The sequence below is a fragment of the Inquilinus sp. KBS0705 genome, from assembly GCA_005938025.2.
GTDB lineage: Bacteria > Bacteroidota > Bacteroidia > Sphingobacteriales > Sphingobacteriaceae > Mucilaginibacter.
In genome coordinates this window covers 2016704-2042165 of the sequence record VCCI02000001.1, presented here as the reverse complement: position 1 = coordinate 2042165, position 25462 = coordinate 2016704, and the positions used below count along the sequence as shown (strand labels likewise).

General features: G+C 43.1%; 30 protein-coding genes and 1 pseudogene. 17 read left to right on the top strand and 14 right to left on the bottom strand.

Annotated features, from left to right (window positions below; translation table 11 throughout):
• Positions 1-14 precede the first annotated feature (14 nt).
• From FFF34_008935 to FFF34_008920, 4 genes are read left to right on the top strand one after another with little or no spacing between them, the layout of a single operon-like run.
• Complete coding sequence (locus FFF34_008935; GenBank protein ID TSD67498.1) at positions 15-530, top strand: hypothetical protein; 516 nt, start codon at positions 15-17, stop codon at positions 528-530.
• A 55-nt stretch (positions 531-585) separates the two neighbouring features.
• Complete coding sequence (locus FFF34_008930) at positions 586-1737, top strand: carboxypeptidase-like regulatory domain-containing protein (protein ID TSD67497.1); 1152 nt, start codon at positions 586-588, stop codon at positions 1735-1737.
• 1 nt (position 1738) lies between these two features.
• Positions 1739-2539, top strand: coding sequence for an SseB family protein (locus tag FFF34_008925; GenBank protein ID TSD67496.1), 801 nt, complete (start codon positions 1739-1741; stop codon positions 2537-2539).
• Between the two features lie 57 nt (positions 2540-2596).
• The gene (locus tag FFF34_008920; protein ID TSD68000.1) at positions 2597-3061 is read left to right on the top strand and encodes a GNAT family N-acetyltransferase; all 465 of its coding nucleotides are present in this window, start codon (positions 2597-2599) and stop codon (positions 3059-3061) included.
• Here FFF34_008920 and FFF34_008915 read toward each other — a convergent pair whose 3' ends face one another.
• A complete protein-coding gene (locus tag FFF34_008915) occupies positions 3062-3532 on the bottom strand; it encodes a hypothetical protein (protein TSD67495.1) in 471 nt (156 codons plus the stop codon).
• A 152-nt stretch (positions 3533-3684) separates the two neighbouring features.
• Here FFF34_008915 and FFF34_008910 point away from each other — a divergent pair, with 152 nt between their 5' ends.
• Complete coding sequence (locus FFF34_008910; GenBank protein ID TSD67494.1) at positions 3685-4884, top strand: ROK family protein; 1200 nt, start codon at positions 3685-3687, stop codon at positions 4882-4884.
• A 43-nt stretch (positions 4885-4927) separates the two neighbouring features.
• A complete protein-coding gene (locus FFF34_008905; protein TSD67493.1) occupies positions 4928-5578 on the top strand; it encodes an NAD-dependent epimerase/dehydratase family protein in 651 nt (216 codons plus the stop codon).
• Here FFF34_008905 and FFF34_008900 read toward each other — a convergent pair.
• From FFF34_008900 to FFF34_008885, 4 genes are all read right to left on the bottom strand, one after another.
• Positions 5575-6234 carry an MBL fold metallo-hydrolase gene (locus tag FFF34_008900; GenBank protein TSD67492.1) on the bottom strand — a complete coding sequence of 220 codons (660 nt, stop codon included), beginning with the start codon at positions 6232-6234 and terminating at the stop codon, positions 5575-5577. The two genes, FFF34_008905 and FFF34_008900, sit on opposite strands and share 4 nt — an antisense overlap.
• 46 nt (positions 6235-6280) lie before the next feature.
• Positions 6281-6922 (bottom strand): HAD family hydrolase, encoded by a 642-nt coding sequence (locus FFF34_008895; GenBank protein ID TSD67491.1) that lies wholly within the window; start codon positions 6920-6922, stop codon positions 6281-6283.
• 51 nt (positions 6923-6973) lie between these two features.
• Positions 6974-7207, bottom strand: coding sequence for a hypothetical protein (locus FFF34_008890; GenBank protein ID TSD67490.1), 234 nt, complete (start codon positions 7205-7207; stop codon positions 6974-6976).
• Between the two features lie 62 nt (positions 7208-7269).
• Positions 7270-7722, bottom strand: a complete 453-nt coding sequence (locus FFF34_008885) for a hypothetical protein (protein ID TSD67489.1) — start codon at positions 7720-7722, stop codon at positions 7270-7272.
• Between the two features lie 165 nt (positions 7723-7887).
• Between FFF34_008885 and FFF34_008880 the strand changes: the two genes are divergently transcribed.
• Positions 7888-8079 (top strand): hypothetical protein, encoded by a 192-nt coding sequence (locus tag FFF34_008880; protein ID TSD67488.1) that lies wholly within the window; start codon positions 7888-7890, stop codon positions 8077-8079.
• Positions 8080-8333: 254 nt separating this feature from the next.
• Here the strand turns inward: FFF34_008880 and FFF34_008875 are convergent, their stop codons facing one another.
• Positions 8334-9182 (bottom strand): glycoside hydrolase family 16 protein, encoded by an 849-nt coding sequence (locus FFF34_008875; protein ID TSD67487.1) that lies wholly within the window; start codon positions 9180-9182, stop codon positions 8334-8336.
• A gap of 108 nt (positions 9183-9290) precedes the next feature.
• Here FFF34_008875 and FFF34_008870 point away from each other — a divergent pair, with 108 nt between their 5' ends.
• Positions 9291-10556: a metallophosphoesterase gene (locus FFF34_008870; protein ID TSD67486.1), complete on the top strand. Its 1266-nt coding sequence runs from the start codon at positions 9291-9293 to the stop codon at positions 10554-10556.
• Positions 10557-10878: 322 nt separating this feature from the next.
• On the opposite strand, the gene FFF34_008865 is transcribed toward FFF34_008870, so the two are convergent.
• The 3 genes and pseudogenes from FFF34_008865 to FFF34_008855 all read right to left on the bottom strand — a co-directional run bounded on the left by FFF34_008865 (position 10879) and on the right by FFF34_008855 (position 12523).
• Positions 10879-11400, bottom strand: a complete 522-nt coding sequence (locus FFF34_008865) for a hypothetical protein (GenBank protein TSD67485.1) — start codon at positions 11398-11400, stop codon at positions 10879-10881.
• 210 nt (positions 11401-11610) lie between these two features.
• Positions 11611-11920 (bottom strand): annotated as a pseudogene (locus FFF34_008860) (hypothetical protein).
• Between the two features lie 216 nt (positions 11921-12136).
• Positions 12137-12523 (bottom strand): hypothetical protein, encoded by a 387-nt coding sequence (locus tag FFF34_008855; GenBank protein TSD67484.1) that lies wholly within the window; start codon positions 12521-12523, stop codon positions 12137-12139.
• 63 nt (positions 12524-12586) lie between these two features.
• Here FFF34_008855 and FFF34_008850 point away from each other — a divergent pair, with 63 nt between their 5' ends.
• A complete protein-coding gene (locus FFF34_008850; GenBank protein ID TSD67483.1) occupies positions 12587-12790 on the top strand; it encodes a hypothetical protein in 204 nt (67 codons plus the stop codon).
• 52 nt (positions 12791-12842) lie between these two features.
• On the opposite strand, the gene FFF34_008845 is transcribed toward FFF34_008850, so the two are convergent.
• Complete coding sequence (locus FFF34_008845) at positions 12843-13850, bottom strand: ABC transporter ATP-binding protein (protein ID TSD67482.1); 1008 nt, start codon at positions 13848-13850, stop codon at positions 12843-12845.
• 154 nt (positions 13851-14004) lie between these two features.
• Here FFF34_008845 and FFF34_008840 point away from each other — a divergent pair, with 154 nt between their 5' ends.
• Both FFF34_008840 and FFF34_008835 read left to right on the top strand, forming a co-directional pair.
• Complete coding sequence (locus FFF34_008840) at positions 14005-14217, top strand: hypothetical protein (GenBank protein ID TSD67481.1); 213 nt, start codon at positions 14005-14007, stop codon at positions 14215-14217.
• Between the two features lie 20 nt (positions 14218-14237).
• Complete coding sequence (locus tag FFF34_008835; GenBank protein TSD67480.1) at positions 14238-14795, top strand: bacteriocin-protection protein; 558 nt, start codon at positions 14238-14240, stop codon at positions 14793-14795.
• 307 nt (positions 14796-15102) lie between these two features.
• On the opposite strand, the gene FFF34_008830 is transcribed toward FFF34_008835, so the two are convergent.
• The gene (locus FFF34_008830; protein ID TSD67479.1) at positions 15103-17082 is read right to left on the bottom strand and encodes a glycoside hydrolase family 97 protein; all 1980 of its coding nucleotides are present in this window, start codon (positions 17080-17082) and stop codon (positions 15103-15105) included.
• A 50-nt stretch (positions 17083-17132) separates the two neighbouring features.
• On the bottom strand, positions 17133-17492 hold the full coding sequence (locus FFF34_008825; protein ID TSD67478.1) for a DUF1493 family protein: 360 nt from the start codon (positions 17490-17492) through the stop codon (positions 17133-17135).
• Between the two features lie 209 nt (positions 17493-17701).
• On the opposite strand from FFF34_008825, the gene FFF34_008820 reads away from it, so the two are divergent.
• The gene (locus FFF34_008820; protein TSD67477.1) at positions 17702-18577 is read left to right on the top strand and encodes a helix-turn-helix domain-containing protein; all 876 of its coding nucleotides are present in this window, start codon (positions 17702-17704) and stop codon (positions 18575-18577) included.
• Entirely contained in the window at positions 18574-19041 is a 468-nt protein-coding gene (locus tag FFF34_008815) for a DUF983 domain-containing protein (protein ID TSD67476.1), read from the top strand. The genes FFF34_008820 and FFF34_008815 overlap by 4 nt, the downstream gene beginning before the upstream one ends.
• Positions 19042-19044: 3 nt before the next feature.
• On the opposite strand, the gene FFF34_008810 is transcribed toward FFF34_008815, so the two are convergent.
• Positions 19045-19413, bottom strand: coding sequence for a response regulator (locus FFF34_008810; protein TSD67475.1), 369 nt, complete (start codon positions 19411-19413; stop codon positions 19045-19047).
• A gap of 3 nt (positions 19414-19416) precedes the next feature.
• Entirely contained in the window at positions 19417-20937 is a 1521-nt protein-coding gene (locus FFF34_008805; GenBank protein ID TSD67474.1) for a PAS domain S-box protein, read from the bottom strand.
• Positions 20938-21276: 339 nt separating this feature from the next.
• On the opposite strand from FFF34_008805, the gene kaiC reads away from it, so the two are divergent.
• Genes kaiC through FFF34_008785 form a run of 4 tightly spaced genes read left to right on the top strand, consistent with a single transcriptional unit; the run spans position 21277 to position 25321 of the window.
• Entirely contained in the window at positions 21277-23019 is a 1743-nt protein-coding gene (gene kaiC, locus FFF34_008800; GenBank protein ID TSD67473.1) for a circadian clock protein KaiC, read from the top strand.
• A 1-nt stretch (position 23020) separates the two neighbouring features.
• On the top strand, positions 23021-23308 hold the full coding sequence (locus FFF34_008795; GenBank protein ID TSD67472.1) for a circadian clock protein KaiB: 288 nt from the start codon (positions 23021-23023) through the stop codon (positions 23306-23308).
• An 18-nt stretch (positions 23309-23326) separates the two neighbouring features.
• Positions 23327-23653, top strand: coding sequence for a circadian clock protein KaiB (locus FFF34_008790; GenBank protein ID TSD67471.1), 327 nt, complete (start codon positions 23327-23329; stop codon positions 23651-23653).
• 3 nt (positions 23654-23656) lie between these two features.
• Positions 23657-25321: a PAS domain S-box protein gene (locus tag FFF34_008785; protein TSD67470.1), complete on the top strand. Its 1665-nt coding sequence runs from the start codon at positions 23657-23659 to the stop codon at positions 25319-25321.
• Positions 25322-25462 lie beyond the last annotated feature (141 nt).

Here is a 25462-nt window from a genome sequence, read left to right as displayed (position 1 = left end):
ACTTAAATTAAGCAATGGCAGCATCATTTCATTTTGTTTTTGAGTTATTAAAAATAGCGGTACTGGCAGCTGTGTATGCTGGTATATTTATTTGTTTATGGTCGATTCGGCGTAATTTCAAAAAAGAAATAACAAAGTTTTCAAAAATTTATTTAACAGTTTATGTAGTTCTTTTTGTATTTATGTTTACCTATTACGGTGACCATGGCTTGGGTGATGAATCACGAATTCCAATAGGGCATTGGGAGGCAATTGATGCAAGTGACGGTTACCCGTATTTTAGACCAAAAGGTGAAAACGAAGTTAGATTATTCAAATATGTAGTAAAAAGCGATGTTTTATGTGCGACAGTTGATTCGGGTTATATGGCATATGATTTAAACGACGATCGGCTTAATAAATTCGCAAGTATAACCGATTACGAAAGTTTCGCTTCAAAAAATCATCTGCCATTAGTAAAGGAATTCATGGACTTTTATCCTCAATACGATAAATATTGGGGTGGGTGGAGATTTTGGCTGCTTCCTTAATAGCAATAACATGGGATGTGTTTATAATCTATATATTTAATCCAAATATTATCATATGCCCCATTCTTTGCGCTTTTTAGCAGTATTTAAAACCGTAGCATTATTAATGATTGTAACCGGCTTCACCATAAATGTAAAAGCCCAGAATATTTACAGCATAAGTGGTAATGTTAAAGACGATGGCGGCAACTTGCCTGGCGCCACCGTTTACATCAACGGATCAAAACTAATAACAGCCTGCGATAATGCCGGTAACTACCAGTTTAACAAGCTGTCGCCAGGAACGTATGGGGTAGTGGTAAAAATGGTTGGGTTTGCTGCATCAGCAAAATCTATCACTATAAAAGGCGGCGCGGTTAGGCTTGATTTTAAGCTACAGGCAAGCAGTAAAGTTTTAGGCGAGGTGGTAATACGGGCTGAAACCAATTGGGAAGACCATTACCAGATATTCAAAAAGCACTTTTTGGGCACAACCCCCAATGCCGAATACTGCAAAATAGTTAATCCTAAAATTCTATATTTTCATTTTGATAAAGCAACCCAGGTACTATCTGGTAGTGCAGATGAGTTTTTAGTAATAGATAACCAGGCTTTAGGCTATCAAATTAAATACCTGCTTACCAATTTTGAGTATAACGAACAAACAAACGTTTTAACCTACCAGGGGTACCCATCGTTTAAAGAGTTAACACCAAAATCAGATAAAGAAGCTAAAAACTGGGATAAGAACCGCGAACTGGCCTATCGTGGGTCTATACTACATTTTATGCGGGCTTTATACACCGGCGACGTGTATACTAATGGGTACGAGATATACAAGGTGATAAATAAGCCGCTGCCGGGCCACGAACCCGACCCCAAAAAGCCTGTGTATTTTGACAGGCGGCCGGTTGTAATGGACAGCCTGGTTTCGGTGGCAGACGAAGGCCTTAAAACGCTCACCTTTAAGGATGCCCTTTTTGTTTTGAATGTAAAGGAACGCGAATCGGCCCCGTTGGGAGGTAGCGGTTATAAAATAGAAAAACCCGTAGGGTATAAAATACCTAACGGGCAAATGTCTACGGTTAGCTTGTTGGATAGTAGCGTAACAATAGATATAAATGGTAACTACAGCGACCCGGCCGGATTATTGTTTGAAGGTTATATGGCATGGGAGCAGGTAGCCGACATGATACCGCTGGAGTATGGTAAAATAACTGCCAAGTGAAATGAGCTTTTTTAAATCGCCATTTAACAATAAACCCGAAGATAAGCCGGAGCCTAAGGCAAAGAACGAAAACTTGCTTGCGCTTATTAGCCTTTGGTATTTAAAACCAACCGACGATAGCTACAAAAATGTGGTATTTGAGCTGATGGATGGTAAAGCTACATTGTTACTGCCATCAAATAATAATACTAACCAAACCCATCAATGGCAAACGGCAGACGAGAAAACCCATTTAAAGCTAACATCGGTATCTGTTGTAGATGGGTTAAAGGTACTGGGCGCTTTTACCGACGAACAAGCGCTTTTGAACTGGGCAAACGAACCCAGTAGCTATACCGAAATGCTATCAGACGATGTGCTGCTGCTTTGCGAGCGCAATAGCATCAGTCGCGTGGTTATTAATAGCAATAGCTACAATATGTTTGTACTGGAACGCAGCCGCAAAAGCGTTAAACCAAATACCATTACGCAAGATACTTTAGTAAGGATAGGTACAGCCGAGCGCCAACTGCAAAAAAGCGTACACAATAAGCTAAAGATCGCGTTTAGTAATAGCGATATTGTTGAGGAAGCCTATCAATACGATAACGAAATTAATGGCGAAACAAAATTGGTTATCGGTGTAAAATTAGTTGCTTATACCGATGAAGCTAAAACCGCCGTTGTGTTTATGGTGCAGGATGCCCTTAAAGGCGAAACTACCGAGCAGGAGGTTGATGTTTTCTTTTTAGAAGATGATGCCTGGCTGCAAACTGTAAAGAAAATCCCGGGCGCGCTTATCTATAAAGGCGCACTTGAATAACATTGAATATTAGTAATCATGATCAACTTAGAATGGATCCCCGAAGCTTATTCATCTATGGATAATATAATCATACGCAAGGCTACCCATGCCGATATGGATACACTGCTGGAGTTTGAGCAAGGTGTTATAACCGCCGAGCGGCCTTTTGATAGTACTATAAAGGACGGGGACATAAACTATTACAACCTGGAGCTGATGCTTACAGCTCCCTACATTTATTTGGTGGTAGCCGAATTGAACGGCCAGCCTATAGGCAGCGGCTATGCGCGTATAGAAGATGCCAAGAAGCCATATTTTAAGCATACCCAACATGCTTACCTTGGCTTTATGTATGTGCAGCCGCAGCATCGTGGCAAGGGAGTAAATAAAAAGGTGATAGAAGCCCTTAAAGACTGGGCCGTAAGTAAAGGCATTAACGAATTACGCCTGGAAGTTTATTATGACAATGCTCCCGCCATAAAGGCTTACGAAAAGGTTGGGTTTAGCAGTAATATGATAGAAATGCGAATGGGATTGTAACTATTGCTTTTCAAAGTATTCTGTACGCTCGTAGTAGGCTAAATGATTTTTACCATCGGGGAAAGTTACGTTTACGTTAGATAGCACTTTGCCCTTTAGCCGCATGTGGGTGGCGTCAAGCCCGATTATTTGGTATTCAGTAACATCAAGCCCAACCAGTTGGGTAGTTAAATACTGTTGCTGATTGTTAACCCTAACACTGTAAGCATGTGTAAAAGTGTTGTTAAAGGCAGGGTCGTATGAGTTAGCTGTGCCTTTGCCGTCAAGGGTAAGCTCGGTACCCATGCCGTGCAGGTAGTTTACATGGTCTACCTCGTTGCCGGTAGCCATGTCGTGTATCACATCCATTGTAAGGGTCGATTTCCACTTGCCGGTTAGCAATCTTTCTGTATTTAAGCTTAAATCCTCCTCTTTTTTGCAGCCAAAAAATACGAATGAGAGTAATAATATGCTAAGTAACTTTTTGTGCATAACTGCAAATAATTGGCTTTTATAAATGTAGTGTTATTTAAATACATAGCGTATAAATAATTACAATTGCACATCCGTACTTTATTTATATTTTTATAAAGTTTTAGTACTTATAGCTATTTAATAAGTACAATAATTTGCACCTACAACCAATGATAGAACCCAAAGAGAAAGCCGTAAAAGGCAGTCATCTTAAAAACATGATTATCAAGCGTTTGTATTTTGATAAAGCCATGTCCTGCGCATCGTTAAGTTTGCTTTTCGATAAAAGTATCCCATCAATTGCAAAGGCGATTAACGAACTTATTAAAGAAGGATTTGTTGTTGAGCAGGGTTACGCGCCATCAAGCGGCGGCCGCAGGCCCTTAATGTATGCTATAAATACAAAAGCCATGTATATTTTGGCAGTAGCTATGGATCAGTTATCGGCACGCATACAACTGTTAGATCTGCAAAATAACCCGGTTGCCGATATGGCGACGGTAGAACTAAGATTATTGAACAATGATAAAGCGCTATCGCAACTCATTAATCATTTAAACACCTATATAGCTAATAGCGGCATACCAAAAAATAAAATTGCCGGCATTGGCATAGGTATGCCCGGCTTTATTAACGCCATAGAAGGCATCAACTATACCTATTTGGATGCGGGTGGACAAAGCCTTAGCAAATATATCAGCCGTAATACTGGTATCAGCACTTATATTGATAACGACTCGAGCCTTATCGCGCTTGCCGAGCAAAAATTTGGTATTGCCCGCTCGCAGCAGGAGGTTATGGTAATTAACCTGGGCTGGGGTATAGGCTTGGGGATGATCATAGACGGGAAGATATTTAGGGGCTACAACGGCTTTGCCGGCGAACTGAGCCATATTCCGCTATCAGAAGATGGCGCTTTATGTACCTGCGGCAAGCGTGGCTGCCTGGAGGCCGAAGCTTCAATGCTGGTGGTAGCCGAAAAGGCCGAAGAAGGTATTAAACAAGGCCGTATAACCAGCCTTAAACCCCACAACGGCCAATCAAAACTAATGGGCGATGCCCTGATGGATGCAGCCAACCAGGGCGACCAGTTTGCTTTAGAGTTACTATCAGAAGCCGGGTATAAAATAGGCAAGGCCTTGGCTATATTGATACATATTATGAACCCGGCCAACATTGTGCTAAGCGGCCGCGGTGCCAAAGTGGGTAAAATATTATTGGCCCCTATACAACAGGCGCTGCATAAGTATTGTATACCCCGCCTTTCGTCGGGTACCGAATTACTGATATCCTCCTTAGGATTTGATGCTGAATTAATAGGCGCAGCTGTATTGGTGATGGAGAACTTTGATAAAGAGATGAAGGGGTAATATACCGGCCATGCGCAAAGTAATAGCCACATAAAATAACACTATGAAAGTACTTTTATTGGGGGCAAATGGCCGTACAGGTAAGCAAATACTTAAGCAACTTTTAAAGCGGCGCTATAAGGTAAGTGTACTTATACGTAACAAAAAAACATTCTCGATATCCTCATCATCCTTAACTGTGTTTGAAGGCGATGTCACCGATGCAGCGGATATTGATATGGCGATAGAGGGCTGCGGGGCTATTATCAGCGCTTTAAATATATCCCGCAATAATGATTTCCCATGGGCGGCGCTACGTACACCTATCGACTTTTTATCCACAACTATTACTAATGTTATACAGGCTGCACATGCACATCAAATTAAACGTGTATTAGTAATTACTGCATGGGGTGTTAACGAAACAAAAAAGGATATCCCGTTTTGGTTTAGGTGGATGATAGACCATAGTAACATCAGTTATCCCTACAAAGATCACGAGCGGCAAGAGGACTTATTAAAGCAGTCGGGTTTAGACTGGACAGCCATTCGACCTGTAGGTTTAACTAATTTTGCAGCTAAAACCGTGCGTATCAGCCTAAACAACAAGCCCAAGCCAAACCTGCTTATCAGTCGTAAAAGTGTGGCTGTTTTTACAGTGCATGCGTTAGAAAAAGACTTGTACTTGCAAAAAGCACCGGTAATATCTAATTAAATAGTGATGCTATCGCCCGCTTGATATATCTCATGGAATTTAACGCCAAGATTATCAAAGTGGCGCTTGTAATTTTGGTAGCGTTGTTTAATAAAAAACTCTTTTGCATAGCCGTCGTGTACAGGCAATATCTGCTTAGGCATTAGTTTATCTGCAAAGTTGGCTATGGTAAGTTCGGTGGTAAAAGGCGCCATGGTTACCATCAACAGCAACTCAATTCCCTTGTATCGCGTTAGTTTGGCCTCCATCGAATCTACAGGGTGCAGCACTTTATCGTTAATAAGCAGGGCTGTCATTTGTGGGATGGGGTTGTCCAGCAAAGCTTCATGCTGTGCGGGGATAGCTTCTATTTTAAAGGGGCCAATATTATAAATACCCTCGTCTATTAAATGGTATGTTAAGCCCTCTTTTTCAATAGAATCGCCAACCTGTTTATTGGTATATATGGTAGCGTTGCTTAGCGCTACTATCTTTTTGAGGTTTTCGGTATCCAGGTGATCGGGATGTATATGGGTAATAACAATGCTGTTTACATCAGCAAATATATCAGGCGTTACTATACCCTCGGCAAACGAGAACTTGCCAGGATCTATCAGCAATTTATAACCATCCAACTCAAATAGCAGGCAGGAGTGCAGGTATTTAGCAATTTTCATATCATCGGTATTTAAAAATAAACTTACCGGCTGTAAAAAGGTTTGCTTAAAGCAGTTGCTTTAAATCTTCAAAACGGTCTATAGTAGCTACTTGCCCGCTTTCAACCACGCCAAAACCATAGGAACAAAAGATGAATGGAACACCCGCTTTTGTAGCCGATTCGTAATCGCCCATGGTATCGCCCACATAAACAGGGGCTTTAAGGTTATGGTCGTTCACAATATCCCTTATATTATCCGCTTTAGGGTTGCCTTTGGTACCATAGCACTGGTGAGCCAAAAAATAAGCGTGCATGTTGTTCAGATCTAAAAACAACTCGATGTACCCGCTTTGGCAATTACTAACTATATATAACTTGTATTTTTGGCGCAGGTAAGTTAGGGTTTCGGCAAGGTTGGGGTATAGTATGCCGCCAATTTTATGCAATATGTCCAGCTCGCTTACCGAGCAAAGCGACTGTATCTCTTTGCGTTGTGCATCGTCAAGGTAAGGAAAAAGCTTTTCAAATATCTTATCATAGGTCATCCCGGTTATCGATCGTACACGCTCGCGGGTCATTACCTCGTGGCTCATGTAAGGTGCTTGATCAAGAGCGGCCTGCCATGCCCTGGTAATGGTTTCGGTGCTATCCCAAAGGGTGCCATCCAAATCAAAAATTATACTGTCGTATGTATGTTGTAAGCTCATTTGCTGCGTTTTGTGCCGCAAAAATAGAAGATTATTTTTAGGAGCGGGGGTTTAATTATCAGCCTGTTTCAATTGCAGGTTGTAGTCGTCATCATGTAATACGGTATTATGGATATTCCAGTCTTCAATATCAATTAAACCGACAGGTGTTTGGTAATGATCGTTGTTTGAGGGGCATTTTACCACATACCCAGTGTTGCCTGCTAATGCAATAATGGGCCTTGCACCGCATTGTTTGCACAACTTGCAGTAAATGGATTTAGGAATATTTACATAGCCCTTCATAGTATAAAATACGTAGTATTACTCCACATGGTCGTGGAACACGTAAAAATTATCTAAAGCAGTTACTTGGCGTCGTTTATCTCGATAAGGTAGCCATCTGGGTCGCGTATGTAAACCTGGTTAACACCATCTACACGGTGTTCGGTTTTGCCGGTTTCGCCTTTCCAGTTGCTATATTCAACCTTCATGCTGTTTAATCGCTCAATAAAAGCGGTAATCGAGGGCACGCTAAAGCACAAGTGGACACCGCGGTGAAAATCGGCTTTGGGGCAATCGCCTTGTATAACGTGCATGGCCAAATTAGGGCCAATATTGTACCAGGTGTGTACGGTATCTTTAAAAGGATTTGGTATAATTTTAAGTTGTAAAACGCTGGTATAAAACTTATTACTAACTTTTAAATTTTGCGAACATATGGCCGCGTGATTAAAAGTAGCTTGTGCATTACTAACAAAGGGAAGGCAAAACAGCGCGAGCGCTACAGCCAATTTTAAAGCTTTTATTGGACTATACATTGATACACCTATTATATTGGTTTATAGTTGTTAAATATACACTTTGATATAATTGCACGCCCATATTATTTGTAACGATTTAGTGATGCTTGTTTTGGCGTTAAACCCTGCTTAACAGTTGTAGTTTAACCTATATAACATGATTAACACACTAAAAATAAGGGTATGAAAAAAGATATTGTAAAACTGTTAGCATTACTGTTTTTGGGTGCTGCAGCGCTATCCGGATGTGCGATTGATAACTACGGGCACCATAGGCGGGGCTACGATAACCGTTACCGCCACGACCGTAATTATGACCGTGACCACGACAGAGGGTATGGCCACGACAGGTATAACGACTCGCGCGGTTACTAATATTTGGTAGCAAAAGGCTACAAAAAAAGAGGCTGTCCTAAAAGGATAGCCTCTTTTGCTTTATCAGGTTTTTCTATTCCACACCCTTACTTAAAGTTTTCCACTTTTTTCGTTGTCATACAGGGGGATTTTCGTTTTTTTTTCGTTTTAATTCGTTTGGGAAGGTTTACTAAGATAATATTATTGGGCATATAAACAAGCTTTTTTACTATATAAATTAGGCTACCCGTAATCTTGATACCCTCAAAATTTTACTACCGGGTAACCAATACCCAGTCTACATAAACCGTTGCATTGCCTGCTTTTATTTTGTCAACGGTGCTTTGGGCTATACCGTAGTAGGGCTCTTTAACCTTGTTTACCGCGTTGGGGAAACCACCGCCCAGTGCCAGGTTCAATATCAGGAATTTGGGGTTGTCAAACGCCCAGCGGCCATATTTTTCTACCATGGCTTTGGTTACGTTATAGGTTACCTTGCCATCAACTTTAAAGGTAAGGCTATTGGCGGTCCAGTCTACCGTATACACGTGCCATTGGGTAACATCAACACCTTTTGCAAAAGGGGTACGTTTAACTATTGGCGTGTTGCCAAAGTAGCCCGGGCCATGCAGGGCGCTGCTGGTCCACGATCCATCGCCTACGGTTTCCATAATATCTACTTCGCCGCAATCGGGCCAGTTGCCAAGGCCCATGGCCCAAAATGCCGGCCATAGCCCTGCGCCATCAGGTATTTTCATACGTGCCGAAGCGCTGCCATAGGTGAACATCATTTTTTCGCGGGTGTTTATCCTGCCCGATATAAAGTCGTATTTTTTTTGCTCTTTGCTGGTGTGGCCGGGTTTGTATACGCCTTTTATAACCAGTGCGCCGTGCCTGGCACCCATGGTGTTGCCTTTTACAAAATACAGCGTAGCGGCCGAATCTACATAAGCCTGCTGCTCGTCGTTTACGGTGTTGCCGGTAACTTCAACGTTCCACTTGCTGCGGTCGAGCGTGGGTTTGCTGAAATCATCAAAAAATACGGTATCTTTTTTAGCATGCTGCGCCATAACTGCCGACGATAGCAGCAATAAGGCTGATAGGTTAAATAAAGTTAGTTTCATTAATAATTTATATTGGTGGCTAAAAATAGCAATTAAACCGCATTACGCATTTTTTACAAGCCAATTACCTTACCTTTTTTATATTGCGGCCTTAAGTATCAATATTTTATGCATAGGGGTGGTTTTTTAAGCGTTTTTTTAGTGATAGCGGCAATAACCTTGCTGATGGACTGGTATGTGTTTAACGGTTTGCGCACACTAACCCACGATATGCAATCGCGCCCCTGGCGGCTGATCATTTTGTGGGGTTTCCTGCTCATATCGGTGGGGGTAACGGTAGTATTTTTGCTGGGCTTTGGCAGCTTTAGCACCGCCAGGGGTATGACACCTTTCCACGAGTGGATGCTGAGCCTGCTCCTTACCTTTTTTGTAACCAAGCTGGTGTTTGTAATAGTGCTGTCGATAGGCGACCTGGGCCGTTTTATATATGGTATTGGCAGCAATGTAGCTACTAAAAGGCCCGAAGGGCAACCCTTTTTTCCCGAACGCAGGAAATTTATTACCGAGATAGCCATACTGTTGGCGGCTATACCGTTTTCGGGTTTCTTTTATGCCATGTTTCGTGGTAAGTACGATTATAAGGTACACCGCCACACCATTTACTTTGACGAACTGCCTGATGCCTTTGATGGCTTTACCATAACCCAATTATCTGACATTCACTCGGGTAGTTTTGATAATGTGGATGCCATGCAGCGCGGTATAGACCTGGCCAAAGCGCAAAAAAGCGACCTATTTGTTTTTACCGGCGACCTGGTGAACAATGCGGCCTGGGAGATAGAACAATACATCGGCCGTTTTAGCCAGATAAAGGCCCCATACGGTCAATTCTCGATATTAGGAAACCACGATTATGGCGATTACATACAATGGGACAGCGCGCAGCAAAAGGCCGCCAACCTGGCCCAGTTAAAAAAGCACCACGCCGACCTTGGTTACCGACTGCTGCTAAACGAGAACGTAGAGATTGAAAAAGGCGGGCAAAAAATAGCCTTAATAGGGGTAGAGAACTGGGGCAAAGGCTTTATACAATTAGGCGACCTGGACAAGGCTATGCGGGGCGTTGATAAAAATGCCTTTAAGGTGCTGCTATCGCACGACCCTACGCATTGGGAAGAAAAAGTACGCTATAACCCTATTGATATCCACCTTACCCTATCGGGCCATACCCATGGCGCGCAGTTTGGCATTGAGGCGGCAGGCATGCGCTGGAGCCCCGTTAAATATCGTTATGTAGATTGGGCTGGGCTGGTTAAGCAATACAACCGCCACCTTTATGTAAACCGGGGGTTTGGTTTCCTGGCATTTTCGGGCCGTTTAGGCATCTGGCCGGAAATAACTGTAATAGAACTTAAGAAAAGGAGGGCCGCATAACCGTTTAGGAATGCGCGGCACGCGCGCACCAGCTTGGGGTAATCCGAAGGTATCAATAGTTATTTTCATAACCACAAAAGTCATTCGTCCATAAATTACAGGAGGCTGTATCAAAAGTAAAATCTAAAGGCGTAACGCAGAATAATATTTTGTAATAGATAATCTCTGTGTTTCTTTGTGACTTACTCAGTGTACTTTGCGGTTAATTTTACCACAAAGTACGCCGAGACTAAGACACAGAGAACACAAAGGCAAATATTATTTGGCAACCTTTTGCTAAAATGTACTTTTGATACAGCCCCCTGTAAGCGAAACGCGCGATTCACTTTTGGTGCAGTTGCCAATTGCGTCCACTGGAATAAGGTATTTTTTTTAGGGCGAATTTACCTATGATAGTCTTAGGGAATGAATCTGATAACTCCTGTCCATTTTGCACCTTCCATTCAATTGTATCAGGAGGAAGATAGCTAAAATCTGTAATTAGAGCATTTTTAGAGGCACTTCTGATATTTTTTTCGAAGTCTACCCCAATTAACCAGCTTTTTAAATACCCATGCAAACTTTTCTCGTCTGTAATAATAATAAGTTGTAGGCCTTTTTTTTCAATTTTTGCATTTTGACTAAATAACCCCGAATAAAGCCAATGATGCTCCAGCCAAGCAGATTTTACATTTATCGAAATACTATCATTTATTTTATAAGGATTTTTTAAAGGCACGTACTCACAAATAAAAACACCTTTTTTTTTTGATTCTTGGATATTTTCCGATGCACCTAAATTTCCATTAGTCACAAAAAGATTACATGAACAAATGGAAATAAAAAAGAAAAAAGAGTAAAACATAAATCCAGCTGGGTATAAGTTGTTCGAGGGAGTATGCTTGGCTAACCTAATATGATTCACATTAAATGATTAATTAATTTCTTTTCAAGGATTAAACAATGGCTTGCATAGTGGCCAGTTGTAATAGATTCTTTTACTCTTTTCCTAAACTCTGTCCCAGGAAATGTTATTAAAATTCCACCAGGGTTATTCGCCACAATCGCAGGAAATCTAACATCGGGTATTGGGTTTAAAGTTGGATGCATTAACATAAGGACTAAATCTCCTTGACTTCTGCCAATGGATCCACACTCGTCCACCTGGCGATCACCAGATCATAGAACCTTGCGCCGTAATCATACTTCTGCAGGTTTTTCTGCAGTTCCTTGCCATTGTAAAGATACTCGTTTTTTGTACCCGCCGTATAGGTGGCTATTTCTTTGCCAAATGGCAAATAGTCCGTAGCCTGCACTTTTCTGGCGGCACCGTTGTAAATATCAAATGTTATACGGGTGTAGCCCAAATGTTCCCGCTTAGCAATCGCTCGGCTGCTGCCGGGTGATTGCTATTATAAGCCCCCCGGCCCCATCTATTCGTTGGATCGGCCACAGGGCCGGGTAATACTTGTCACTCGGCAGGAGCCGGGCGACTACCCGGTTGCCATGGCCGAGCTTTGCCATTCCTATCCTTGTTTTACGTTTTGGAACGCGACACGCGCGCACCAGCTTGGGGATTCGTTGTTGACTTAGAATTCCATTTAATGAGGCATAGACGGCCTGGTTAAGCTTATTAAAATAATCGTGAAAGCAAGACTTAACGTATAGTAGGAAATAATTAAGAAGCCCATAAGTTTAACATCTTTCTTCTCTACTTCAACATCTTTTATATCGTCTATGGGCATAAAAAGCTTTAATAAAATCATAATTAGTATGGCTAAAGATAAAAACCATATTATAAATGTATTCTTAGAATCAGAAATAAGGTTTTTATGAACCCCCATTTTAAGGATTAACAAAACATCAAAAAGATTTAACAGTAATATCCCCGTGACTCCTAAACATAAATTAAAGTAAGGAGTTCCATCGGGCCGTCTACTTTTTATACTTTGATAAACAGCGGCAAAAAAGTATCTTATTTTCCCCATAATAATATTAAAGGTATGTCGATTATTTTACAAACAAAATCCCTGCTGCAATCTTTATACTATATGGAACGCAAAAAAATAGGAACCAACAAAGCAGCGGTAAAGCATAGCGAAGGGCATGGCGTTATTGAGGTTATGAAACCCTTTGTGCATTTTGGTGTAAAGGCTATGGCTTTTTTAGGCAGTGCGCTGGTGCATATTGTTAAAAATGTACCCAAGCCCGATAGTAAACCTACCCGCAAAAACAATAAGATAATTAAGATATAATTTACAAAAAGGTATGACTCCTGGTTCTTGACTCTTGGCTTCTCGACCCCCTTTAACTAAGCCATTTGCCAAATTCGAAGTATTTTTTTATGCTGATGCCAATTTTGCCGCCAACCTTGTATTTGCCCCTGTCGTAATTAATAACACGTAAAACAACCTCGTTACGCTCGATAACCAGCTCTTCAAAAAAGCCTTTAAAAAGCACTTGTTTTATCAGCCATTTTTTACCCAGGCGGTTAATGTTGATGTGCTCGGCATAAATAACTACGGTACCACGTTTCGATTTTATACCGCAAACCTTTGCCTGCTCGGTTGTAAGTTCGGTGCAGGGCACTAATATTTTGGCGGTATATTGCAGTTTTGGCGAATGGTATAATTCTGCCGGCGATCCATGCTCCACTATTTCACCCTCTTTTATCACTATCAGTTCATCGGCCATTGATAGCAGTTCGGCAGGGTCGTGCGATACCAGTATAACCGTTACACCCCATTCCTTCACTATTTGCCGTATATCGTGCTGCAGGCCCTCGCGGTAATTAGCATCTACCTGGTTAAAGGGTTCATCAAGCATTAATACTTCGGGGCGGTTTATAAGGGCCTTGGCTATGGTAACGCGCTGCTTTTCGCCGCCGCTTAATTTGCCAAAGGGCTGCTCGCGCAAATCGTATATGCCTAATAAATTAAGTGCCTGCGTTGTTTTTTGTAGCTGGTAATTTACATCCTCGGTAGGCAGGCCGCGCCCAACGTTATCCCATACGGATGCGGCTGCTTGTATATCGTGGTTATCCTGGCTCACCATAGTAATAACCGTGTGGGCGGCGGTAAAGCCGGCGCTGCGCACAGGCAGGGGCTGGCCATGAAAGAATACATCGCCGCTATCGGGCTTAATCATCCCCGATAATAGCTTAAGCAGGGTGGTTTTGCCGCTGCCGCTTTCGCCAACAATAGCGGTTATTTTGCCCTTTGGTACAAAAATGGTGATGTTGTTAACCCCTGAAGACTTATCGCCAAAGAAATTTTTGGTAACCGATATGGTTTCCAGTATCAACTCATCATTCATTTTTTAACCGGGGAATATGCCACTAAAATAATGCTTTTACCCCCGTGCTGCAATGTATTTTATAAAATGTTGTAAGCCAATAAGTAAATAAATGGCCCATGCAAACAAATACGACTATAAATTGCTATAAACTATCAACTAAACAAACATCACCATGAACAGAACTATTGGAATAGTATTAATAATTGTAGGCGCAGCAATGCTGATATGGACAGGATTTACCTACACCAAAAAAGAAAAGATAGTAGATGCCGGACCTATTCAAATATCGGCCGACAGGCAAAAATCGGTTAACTGGCCGCCATATGCAGGTGGCTTGTTGCTTATTGGCGGTGTTGTATTGGTAGCTACTGCTAAAAAAGCTTAAAACCGTGCTATATTAGCCGTATGGAACCGCATTTTTTTGCCACCCCTGCCGATTTTAGGGAATGGCTGCAGGCTAATTATGATAAACAAACCGAGCTGTTGGTGGGCTTTTACAAAACCGGCAGCGGCAAAGCCAGTATTACCTGGCCGCAATCTGTAGACGAAGCCCTATGCTTTGGCTGGATTGATGGTGTGCGCAGGTCGAGGGATGAGGAGAGCTACACCATACGCTTTACGCCGCGTAAACCAAACAGCATATGGAGCGCGGTAAACATTAAAAAGGTGGCCGAATTGACCGAAAAGGGACTGATGCAAGCTGCCGGCCTTGCTGCTTATGCCAAACGCCAGGAACACAAATCGGCCATATATAGCTTTGAGGTAGCCGAGATGGTGCTGAGCCCTGCCTACGAGCAGCAGTTTAAAGCCAACCCAAAAGCATGGGACTGGTTTAAAAACCAGGCACCCTGGTACCGCAAACTAAGCGTACACCGCGTAATGAGCGCCAAGCAGGCAAAAACCCAGCAAAGCAGGTTGAATAAACTCATAGCCGCCAGCGAAAAAGGCGAAAGGATAGGGTAGGTTGCCCTCAATGACGTGGCAGCGTACTCAATTTCAGACCGTCATTGCGAGGCACGAAGCAATCTCCCTTAACGCAAAGCGTTTATGCATAGCCTGGAGATTGCTTTGTCGCTATCGCTCCTCGCAATGACGTTTGAGTTATGGAGCCTGCCCGCCAGACCGTCATTGCGAGGCACGAAGCAATCTCCCTTAATGCAAAGCGTTTATGCATAGTCGGGAGATCGCTTTGTCGCTATCGCTCCTCGCAATGACGATTGGGTTATGGAGCCTGCCCCTGGACTAACATGGCAAGCAAGTTATTATTCCCCTATCTCTTCAATGGGTACAAATGCAGCACCTGGCCGCCGCCGGGAGCAAGCTGTAGGTTTAATATGCTTTTCTTATCAACCTGTTTTATCTCTTTTATTAAATGGTTGGCGTCTTTATCCGCATCAGGGGCGTCGCGCCAAATTTCGGCGCCATAGGTGGCATCGCCTAAAAAGTCGAGCTTAATGTTAAAGTCGCGGGCGGTGCGGTTGGTAATAGCGCCAATGTACCAGTTATCGCCTTTGCGGCGGGCAACGGTGAGGTATCCGCTGGGTTCGGCGTTCAGTACACGGGTCTCGTCCCAGGTGGTGGGTACTTGCTGCAAAAAATCGAAGCCCGGCTGTTTAATGTAGGCATCCGGATAATCGCATACCATACCCAACGGATTTTCGAGTGCCATATACATGGCCAGCATGTGGCACCGCGTGCCCTCTACCATAGGGCAGGTATATTGTGTTTTAAAGCTTTGTGGCGTAGCGGCCCTAAATCCCCCTAAATGATAATCGGTTTGCCCGGCCAGCATACGGGTAAAAATAATATCGAGGTCGGTATTGGGGTTCACACGGTTACCCCATTTATCGTTCTCGTAGTTAAGGGTGCCTTCGCGGGTAAACTCGTTGGGGTAGGTGCGGTTCATGCCGGTGGGTTTGTATGCGCCATGGAACTGTATGTGTAGCTTATGCCTGGCCGCGCTTTTTAATACTTCTTCCTGCATGTTTACCATTTCCTGGTCGTCGCGGTCCATAAAATCACACATCAGGCCTTTTATGCCCCATTTTTCGTATTGTGCAAAGGTTTGTTCAAGTTTGGGGTACAGGGCGTAAAAATGCACCCAAACGCGTATTCCTACACCCTTTACAGCGGCCGAATCACATACTTGCTGCATATCCAGCCCGGGTACCGCGCGTGATGGATCGGCATTTGGCCCGGGTTGAAAACCCTGCCCATCGTTCACGTACCACTCGTGCAGGCCGTACTCTACCACCGAGTGGTATTCGATGCCATACTTGCTGCAAAAATCTACATAATACATATTGGTAACGTAGTTGTTGCCGGGCGCGTTAATGGTATCGGGTACTACGTTGCCGTTCCACCATGGGAAGGTGGTTTTGCCGGGCTTTATCCAGCTGACATCATTTAATTGATTTGCATCGGCCAGGTTGGTGAGTATATTGGTTTCGATGAAGGCGCCTATCCGGTCGCTTATCATCATCACCCGCCAGGGGCTATTATGTGGCAGGGTGGCTTTTACTTTAATTTCGGGCGTTTTGGGCAGGGGCGAGAGGCGCGTTTCAATCACGCCGTTATGTTTGGTGAGGTACATACCCGCATAATCGCGCAGGTTAGCCTCAGTAATGGCCATATATATCCCCTTTGGGAAACTGAAAAGCGCCGGCATATCTACTAGTTGGTCGGCGGGCCAGTCGGCAAGGTTAGCTTTGGTGTATTCTCCCTCGTGTGATGAGGTGTAGTTAGGTAATATTAACGCTGTAATTTTTGGGTTTTGTGTGAGGTTGAAGGTGTTGATCTCGTAGGTAATGTCCACACTTTGCAAGCCGTTTTGCTGCGGCAGTACATAACGGAAACCTATGCCATCATTAAAAATTCGCACTTCTATATTTAGCTTTCTTTTGCTGCCTGTTTGTTCAGTAACCGGGATGATAACGCGATTGCATTCGCTGTTTACCTTGCTGGTTTTGCCGGTGATCAGATTATAGGTTTCGGTTAATCTTTCAGTTTTTGCGGGTGATATTTTCAGTTTATTGCCAAACAGTCCGCCTTCCTTAAAAGACATATTCAAACGCGACTTATCAGCAAGTAAAACGCCCTTGTACCAAACCCGGTAATAGAGCCCTGCATTATCGGCACTTAAATTAAAGGTGATGTTTTTATCGGGAGAGGTGATTTTGATGGTGCTGGCCGCAAAAGTATTTACAGCAACAAATAGCAAAAGCACTACAAGTAGTTTTTTGATAAGCATAACAGGTTTACCGATGGTGCGGAAAACTAATATACCTATTGTTTTGTCATTTACAATAACTTGCCCGTTTGCAGGGCGTTTTGAAGCGTGTGCACCTTAAACTTAGGTTTGTAGCAATAGCCTGCCAGTTGTTTTACCCATGGTTTTTTATAACCAAACAGGGTTTTAAGTATACGCACCCGGGTAGATCCTTTTGGGTAACCGTATTTATACCAGCTGAATTTAGAAGCATCTACCTTAAAGTGTTCGGCAAATTCAGCCAAAAAAAGTTCTATTTCAATATCTACAATATCCAGGTCAAGGTCTATGCTGGTATCAGGGTGCAGCATATCAGGGTCGATAGGCTTAACCTTGTACCGCGTACAGTAGTTGATAATAAAATCTTTTAACTGTGGGTGTACCTGCTCCATAGCATGCCTTAATAGTTTTAAATAACGATATATAAGACACCAATATAATGGCGGCGTTGCAGTATAAAAATAGTAAAAATGTTAAATAGTGTTAATGCAACTATATAAGTGTTGCATTTTTTGTGATGCTTGTCACAATCAGTAAAAAATACCATAACAACACCATACTGTACCATTGGCTTGTATAATTGTTAAGTATCTTTGTGTTGATGAAAAAATCGTTCCCGGTATATGATATTTGCTCGTTGGCTGATCATCAGCACGACGAACTGCTTATTAGCCGGTTTGCGCCTTATTTGCAAAAACATCAAAAGCTAAACCTGCCGCATAAGCACAGTTTTTATCATGTGGTACTATTTACCGAAGGCGGCGGCAATCACTCTATCGATTTTAAAAGCTTTGCGGTTAAGCCGTATCAAATATACTTTATGGCGCCGGGCCAGGTACACCGCTGGAATTTTGAAGGCCCTGTTGATGGTTACATTATTAACTTCTCGGCCTCATTCTTCCAGTCGTTTTTGCTAAGGCCCGATTATTTAGACAGCCTGCCCTTTTTTAGCAGCAATATTGATGACGAGGTAATTAACCTTACACCCGATGTACATGCTGCCACCATTAACCTTTTTGAACAGCTGATACTGGAGAGCCACAACCCCGCGCGCATGGGTATGGATATGATAAAGGCGCTGATGCTGCAACTATTTATACTGGTGGCCCGCCAAAGCGAATATGCCGGGCAAACTATTGCGCCAACGTACAATTATACCCTGTTACAGAGTTTCCGCAAGCTTACGGATAAGCACTTTGCTACGTTAAAGCTGCCTAAAGATTATGCCGCCCTGCTATACATTACGCCCAACCATTTAAACGCCCTGTGTAACGATATTTTGGGCGTATCGGCAGGTGAGGTAATACGCAACAGGGTGCTGTTAGAGGCCAAGCGACTGCTGATAAACCTGGAGCTAAGCATTAGCGCCATAGCCCGGCAGTTAAATTTTACCGACAACTCTTACTTTACCAAATTTTTTAAAAAATACACCGGACTTACTCCCGAAGAATTCCGCAAAAACCCCATCCCGCAATGACAACTACTGACGATATTAAACCCGCTAAACCGATATCTGCCTTGCAAGCTATTGTGCAGGCCAAGTGCCCGCGCTGTCGCCGTGGCGATATCTACTCGACGCCAACCTATAGTTTCGGTGGCCAAAAAATGCACGAAAAATGCTCGCATTGCGGCCTGCATTACGAGCGCGAACCGGGATACTGGTATGTGGCTATGTTTGTAAGCTACGCCTTTAACGTAGCCGAAATGGTAACCTTTGCCGTAGCTACCTATGTTTTAACAGGCTCGGTTTCGCCATGGGTGTATGTGGCAGTGTTAATGGGGGTGGTGTTTATATTAGCGCCATTCAATTACAGGTACTCGCGGGTGATATTGTTATACTGGCTTACACCGGGTTTAAACTATGAGGCCTGGAGAGGCGAGGACAGGTATAAAATTGGTACCCCCCAGCCCCCTGAAGGGGGAGTTGAAGCAGAGGGCTAACATTTATCCCCCGGTTAATTGCTCTATCTTTCTTATGAGTTCGTCCATTTCAAATGGTTTGGCTAAAAAATCGTCGGCACCGGCCGTTATTGCCGATTGTTTGATATCGCGGCTGGCCGATAACATTATTACCGGTATATTTTTGGTAAGGTTTGCGCTTTTCAATTTTTTGCAAATATCGCGGCCGTCATCGCCGCTCATCCAAATATCCAGCAAAAGCAGGTCGGGCAGTTCGTCCTTCATATCCAGTACGGTGCGCCCGTCAACGGTGGTAGTTACATCATAGCCCTCAAATTCAAGCAGCATGGCTACAGCATCTATAATTCCGGGGTCATCGTCGGCTATCATTATTTTTTTTTGTTGCTGGCTCATGTCTTAGTCGTTGCTGCTGTTATTGTCATTAGGTTTAGCCGGTAGCGAAAAACAAAACGTAGATCCCTTCCCTTCAATGCTGTTCACCCACATCCGGCCACCCTCGCGTTTAATTATCTCTGACGAAATGTACAATCCCAGCCCTAAACCCGGGAAAGTGTGCTGTTTATCGCCGCTAACGCGGTAAAACTGTTCAAACACCCTATCTTTTTTATCATCGGCTATACCAATGCCAAAATCTTGTACGCAAACAATTATTTCGTTATCTACTAATTCGGTACTAATGACGACTCGGTTGGCTTGCGGCGAATATTTTATAGCATTGGTAATTAAATTGGTTATTACCTGCCCCAAACGCTCCTTATCGGCGTATACCTCACCGGTATCTTTAAAGTCCATTACCAACAAATGCTTGTTGGCTGTATGCTGCAAATCTTGTACAGTATCCTGCACGGCCTGGTTAAAATTAAACCAGTTTTTATTAAACTGAATTCTACCGGAGTTTATTTTGGTTACATCCAGCAGGTCGCCAATTAAATTGGTAAGGCGGTTTATCTGCGCATCCATTTTTAAAACCATGGCTGCTTTTTTGTCTTCGCCCTCTTTACTTAGCATAGCGCCCAGTACCTGCGCATAGGCTTTAATACTGGTAACAGGGGTTTTTAATTCGTGGCTGGCGATGCCTAAAAAATCATCTTTTTGGCGTTGTAGTTGCTTTTGTTCTTCTTTATCTTTTACCTCGGTGGTAATATCCTGTGTAATGCCGGCAAAGCGTATGCAATTGCCTTTGTCATCAAAATATGCCTTGCCTTTGCTTCGCAGCCACCGTATTGTTTTGTCCTCGGGGTCTATAACCCTAAAAGTTTCATCTAATAAACCTGTTCCATTAGGATTTAGTACCCGGCTTACATTATCGGTTATTATTTGGTGATCGTCGGGATGTATGTACTTCAATACATCCTGGTAATATTTTAATTCACCCTTCTTAAAGCCGTGCATATGGCTGCATCGGTCATCCCAGGTTATCACATTATTTGCCGGATCCATATGCCAGGCACCTAACTCTGCCGAATTGAGTGCAAAGCGGCTGCGTTCTTCATTTTCGGCAAGTTTTTGTCGTGTAAGCACCAGTTCGGTAACATCTTCGGCGGTGTTTAATATCGCCCAAACCTTGCCCTTATCATCCTTAATTGGCTGATAAATAAAGTTGAAGTAAAAGGTTTGCATGTTGCCGCCGCTCAACAGGTCAACCCGCTCGGCGTAGGCCTCGTAGGGTATGCCTGTGGCGTAAACACGGTCGAGTATATCAAAAAACGGTTGGCCTTCCAGTTCTGGCAGTGCCTGCCTAAAGGTTTTGCCAATTACCGAGGCATCCTTATCCCATACCTTTAAAATAGATGCGTTGGCTAAGGTTATAACAATATCAGGCCCAACATAAAGCCCTACCGGCGATGGCGATTGCTCTATAATCGTCTTAAAAACATTTTGGTTATGCCCTGAATTTTGGTCGATAATTTCGTCCATAATCTTAAAAAATGCACATAGGTTGAATGTAATATATTGTCTGCTAAAATATAAAGAGTTGTAACAAATATATGTTTGAACGCGATGAAAATAAAGATATTAACACATTAACGGTAAATATTACGCCTTATACTTTTTTTGCATTTGGTATAACAATTGCATCCGAAATATAAAGTGTAAAAAAAATGCTATAAATCAAACAATTATGATTTTGCAAAGTTGAAGTGGATATTTTATTGAAGGTATATAACTATAATTTATGCAACAGGAAAATTACCCATCTGTAACTTTCTTAATTAGGTAAAATTTATACTTTTATGAAACAAACAACAATAATTAATGAGCGATAAAAAGAAAGAAAAAAACGTGGCTAAATATAAAACGATACCTAAATCTGCTACCGGTATTATTGGCCTTGACCAAATTACCGAAGGTGGCTTACCAACGGGCAGGCCTACCCTAATTTGCGGCGAAGCCGGTAGTGGTAAAACCTTAATGTCGGTAGAATTTATTGTGCGCGGCGCCGTTGAGTTTAATGAGCCGGGCGTATTTGTGGCATTTGAAGAAAAATCTGACGAGCTGGCGGCGAACGTTTCTTCGTTGGGGTTCGACCTGAAAAAATTACAAGACGAAAAGAAAATAAGGGTTGACCATATACACATAGACCGCAGTGAGATAGAAGAAACAGGCGAGTATGACCTGGAAGGGTTATTTATCCGTTTGGGGTTTGCTATTGATAGCATAGGTGCCAAGCGCATTGTGTTGGATACTTTAGAGAATTTATTTTCGGGCCTTAGCAATCAGGCCATTTTGCGCGCCGAGTTAAGGCGCCTGTTTTCCTGGCTAAAAAACAAAGGCGTTACAGCCGTTATAACCGGCGAGCGAGGCGATGGCCCGGCGTTAACCCGCCAGGGACTTGAAGAGTATGTGTCGGACTGTGTTATTTTGCTGGACCATAGGGTAAGCAACCAAATATCAACCCGCCGCTTACGCATCATTAAGTATCGTGGTACTACCCACGGCACTAACGAGTATCCGTTTTTAATAGATGATGATGGTATATCGGTACTGCCGGTCACCTCACTTAAAATGGCCAACCAGGTATCGTCAGAGCGCATATCAACAGGTGTTAAAGCTTTAGATGCCATGCTAGGCGGCAAGGGTTTATACCGTGGCGGCAGCGTATTGGTATCGGGGACGGCGGGTACTGGTAAAACCAGTTTGGCGGCATCATTTGCCAACGAAACCTGTAACCGTAAAGAAAAATGCGTTTACTTTGCCATGGAAGAATCGCCCAGGCAGATTATCCGTAACATGAATTCGATAGGTATCGACCTGCAAAAGCATGTTGATAGCGGCTTGCTTTACTTTAACGCCTCGAGGCCAAATTTATACGGTTTAGAGATGCACCTGGTAGCCATGCACAAATGCATAAGGCAATACAAGCCAAGCGTGGTTATTATGGACCCTATAACCAACTTTATTAACGTTGGTTCGGTTAGCGAGGTAAAGAATATGCTGGTGCGAATGATTGATTATTTGCAGGAAGAGCAAATATCGGTAATGTTTACCGCGCTATCGTTAAACACTATTGTAAACGAGCAGACAGACGAGGGCGTATCATCGCTTGTAGACGCCTGGATACTGGTGCGTGATATTGAGTTTAACGGCGAACGTAACCGTGGATTATACGTGATGAAATCGCGCGGGATGAAACACTCTAACCAGGTGCGCGAGTTTACCATAACCGACGAAGGCCTTAACCTGGTTGATGTGTACTTAGGCCCCGAAGGCGTACTTACCGGTTCGGCGCGTAAAGAGCAAATGCTGCAGGAACAAACCGGCGAAGCCATACGCTCGCACGCCGTGATACGTAAAGACCGCGAAATTTTGCGCAAGCGCCAGGTGCTTGAGGCAAAAATAGCAAGCTTGCACAGCGAGTTTGAATCTGTAGAAGAAGAGTTGAATAAGGTTTACCTGGAAGAAGAATTAAAAAAAGAAATAATAAGAAAAAACCGTGAGGAGGTAACCCGCTTAAGAACCGGGGAAGCAGAAAAGGAAAAAAAACGCGGAAAAAAATAACATGACAAAAACTGATAAAAAGTGGGAATTAAGGCTATATGTAGCCGGTAAAACCCCAAAATCTGTTACAGCACTAAGCAACTTGCAAAAATATTGCGAGGAGCACCTAAAAGGGCAATATCGTATTGAAGTAATAGACCTGCTTTTACAACCACAACTGGCCGAAGGCGACCAGATATTGGCTATACCAACACTGGTGCGTAAAGTGCCCGAGCCTATACGAAAAATAATTGGCGACCTATCAAACGAAGAAAAAGTTTTGGTAGGCCTAAACATACGACCGGCTTAATTGCCATAAATTTTGATAATGGCTAATACGACCGGATTATTTGCAGATTACGACAGTAATGATGAGGCTGACACTTATCATCTACGATTATTTATTATAGGAGCATCGCCAAATTCTATCCGCGCGGTAGAAAACATTAATGCCATTTGCGAGCAATACCTACCCGGTAAGTATCAACTGGAGATCATAGACATTCATCAGCAGAGAGAACTTGCAGAAGGGGAGGATATTATTGCTTTGCCCATGCTCATAAAAAAAGCGCCCGGCCCCGAAAGGCGCATGATTGGCGATATGAGCAATACAAACAAGGTTTTAAAGGGGCTTGGCCTTGGTGACAATTTATAACATATGGAGCCGATAAATTCAAATAACTTGCTAAGCGAAATTAAAGAACTTCGCCACCAACTGGAAGAGGCGAACGATACTATTGAAGCCATACGTACCGGACAGGTTGATGCATTAGTTGTAAAAGACCAGGAAGGGCATCAATTATATACACTTAAAACTGCCGACCAAACCTACCGCGTTTTTATCGAAAAGATGAGCGAAGGCGCTGTAACGGTAAGTAAGGATGGCATTGTTTTATATTGCAACAACCGTTTTGCGCAAATGGCCGATACCCCGCTCGAAAAAGTAATAGGTATGCCTTTGCTTAGCTTTGTACCGGACGCATCAAAACATAAGCTGCAAAAAATATTAACATCCAGTTGGGACGATGATTGCCGCGAAGAAATATTGCTGAAAGATGGTGGGGGGCAGGATATGCATTGCCTTTTTTCCTGCAATACCATTGAGGTGGATGGCGGGCAGGCGCTCAGCCTGATCATAACCGACCTAACTATTTTAAAAGAAACCGAAAAGCAATTACAGGTACGTAACGAACAGTTGGAAGAGGCACGCGCCGCTACCGAGTTAATGAACAATAACCTTGAGGCAACGGTTAAAGAACGCACACTTGATTTGGTTATAAGCCGCGAGCACTTTAAGCTGCTTACCAACAACATTGTGCAGATGACCTGGACAAACCTGCCCGATGGTAACTTTAACTCGTTTAACCAACGCTGGTATGATTATACCGGCCGTGATTTTGAAAGCACCGGTGGTTTTAAATGGCAGGAGCTGGTACACCCCGATGACCTGAAGGAAACCCTCGAAAAGTATAACGACGCGTTAAAAACGGGCGATCTTTTTGAAGTGGAGAACCGCTACCGCAGGCACGATGGTGTTTACCGATGGCATTTAAACCGCTCTAAACCGCTGCGTAACGAAGCGGGCGAGATCATATTTTGGGTAGGCACCGCAACCGATATTGAAGACCAAAAGCTTGAAATGGAGCGCAAGGACGAATTTATTGGTATTGCCAGCCACGAGCTTAAAACCCCACTTACCAGTTTAAAAGGCTACCTGCAATTAATTGCAGGCTACAAAAAAGAAGACTTACCAACTGTTGTTAAGCAATATGTTGCCAAAGCGGCCATATCTATAAACAAGCTGCAATCGCTTATTAACGATTTGTTGGATGTGAGCAAAATTAAGGCAGGTAGACTGGAATATGCCCTTGGCGAAGTTGAAGTGGCTAACCTGGTAAACCAATGTTTAGAAAATGCCATACACATGAACCCAGGCTATAAATTTGAGAACCTGAGCAATGGTACTTACACCATACACGGTAACCAGGAACGCCTTGAACAGGTATTGATGAACCTGATAAATAACGCGGTAAAATACTCGCATGGTAATAAAAACATAACTATCAGCACCACTAAGCACGACGATAACGTAAGGGTATCGGTAATTGATAATGGTATAGGCTTGTCGCACGATCAAAAGAGCAAAATATTTGAGCGCTTTTACCGTGTAGAGGATAAAAAGAACATGACCAGCGGGCTGGGAATGGGGCTGTACATTTCGCACGAGATCATCAGCAATCACCATGGTAAAATAGGTGTTGATAGCGAGCCGGGCAAAGGGTCAACCTTTTACTTCGAGCTGCCGCTGATAGATGAGGCTTAAGGTTGATAGACAGGCTCAGACTGCTAAAGAAACAAATGTCGTCAGTCTGAGCCCGTCAAAGGCCTCCCTTTAAGTAACAAATATCTGTAGTCTGAGCCCGTCGAAGACCTCACCCTATGCCTCCGCTTTGCCCGTTAAATT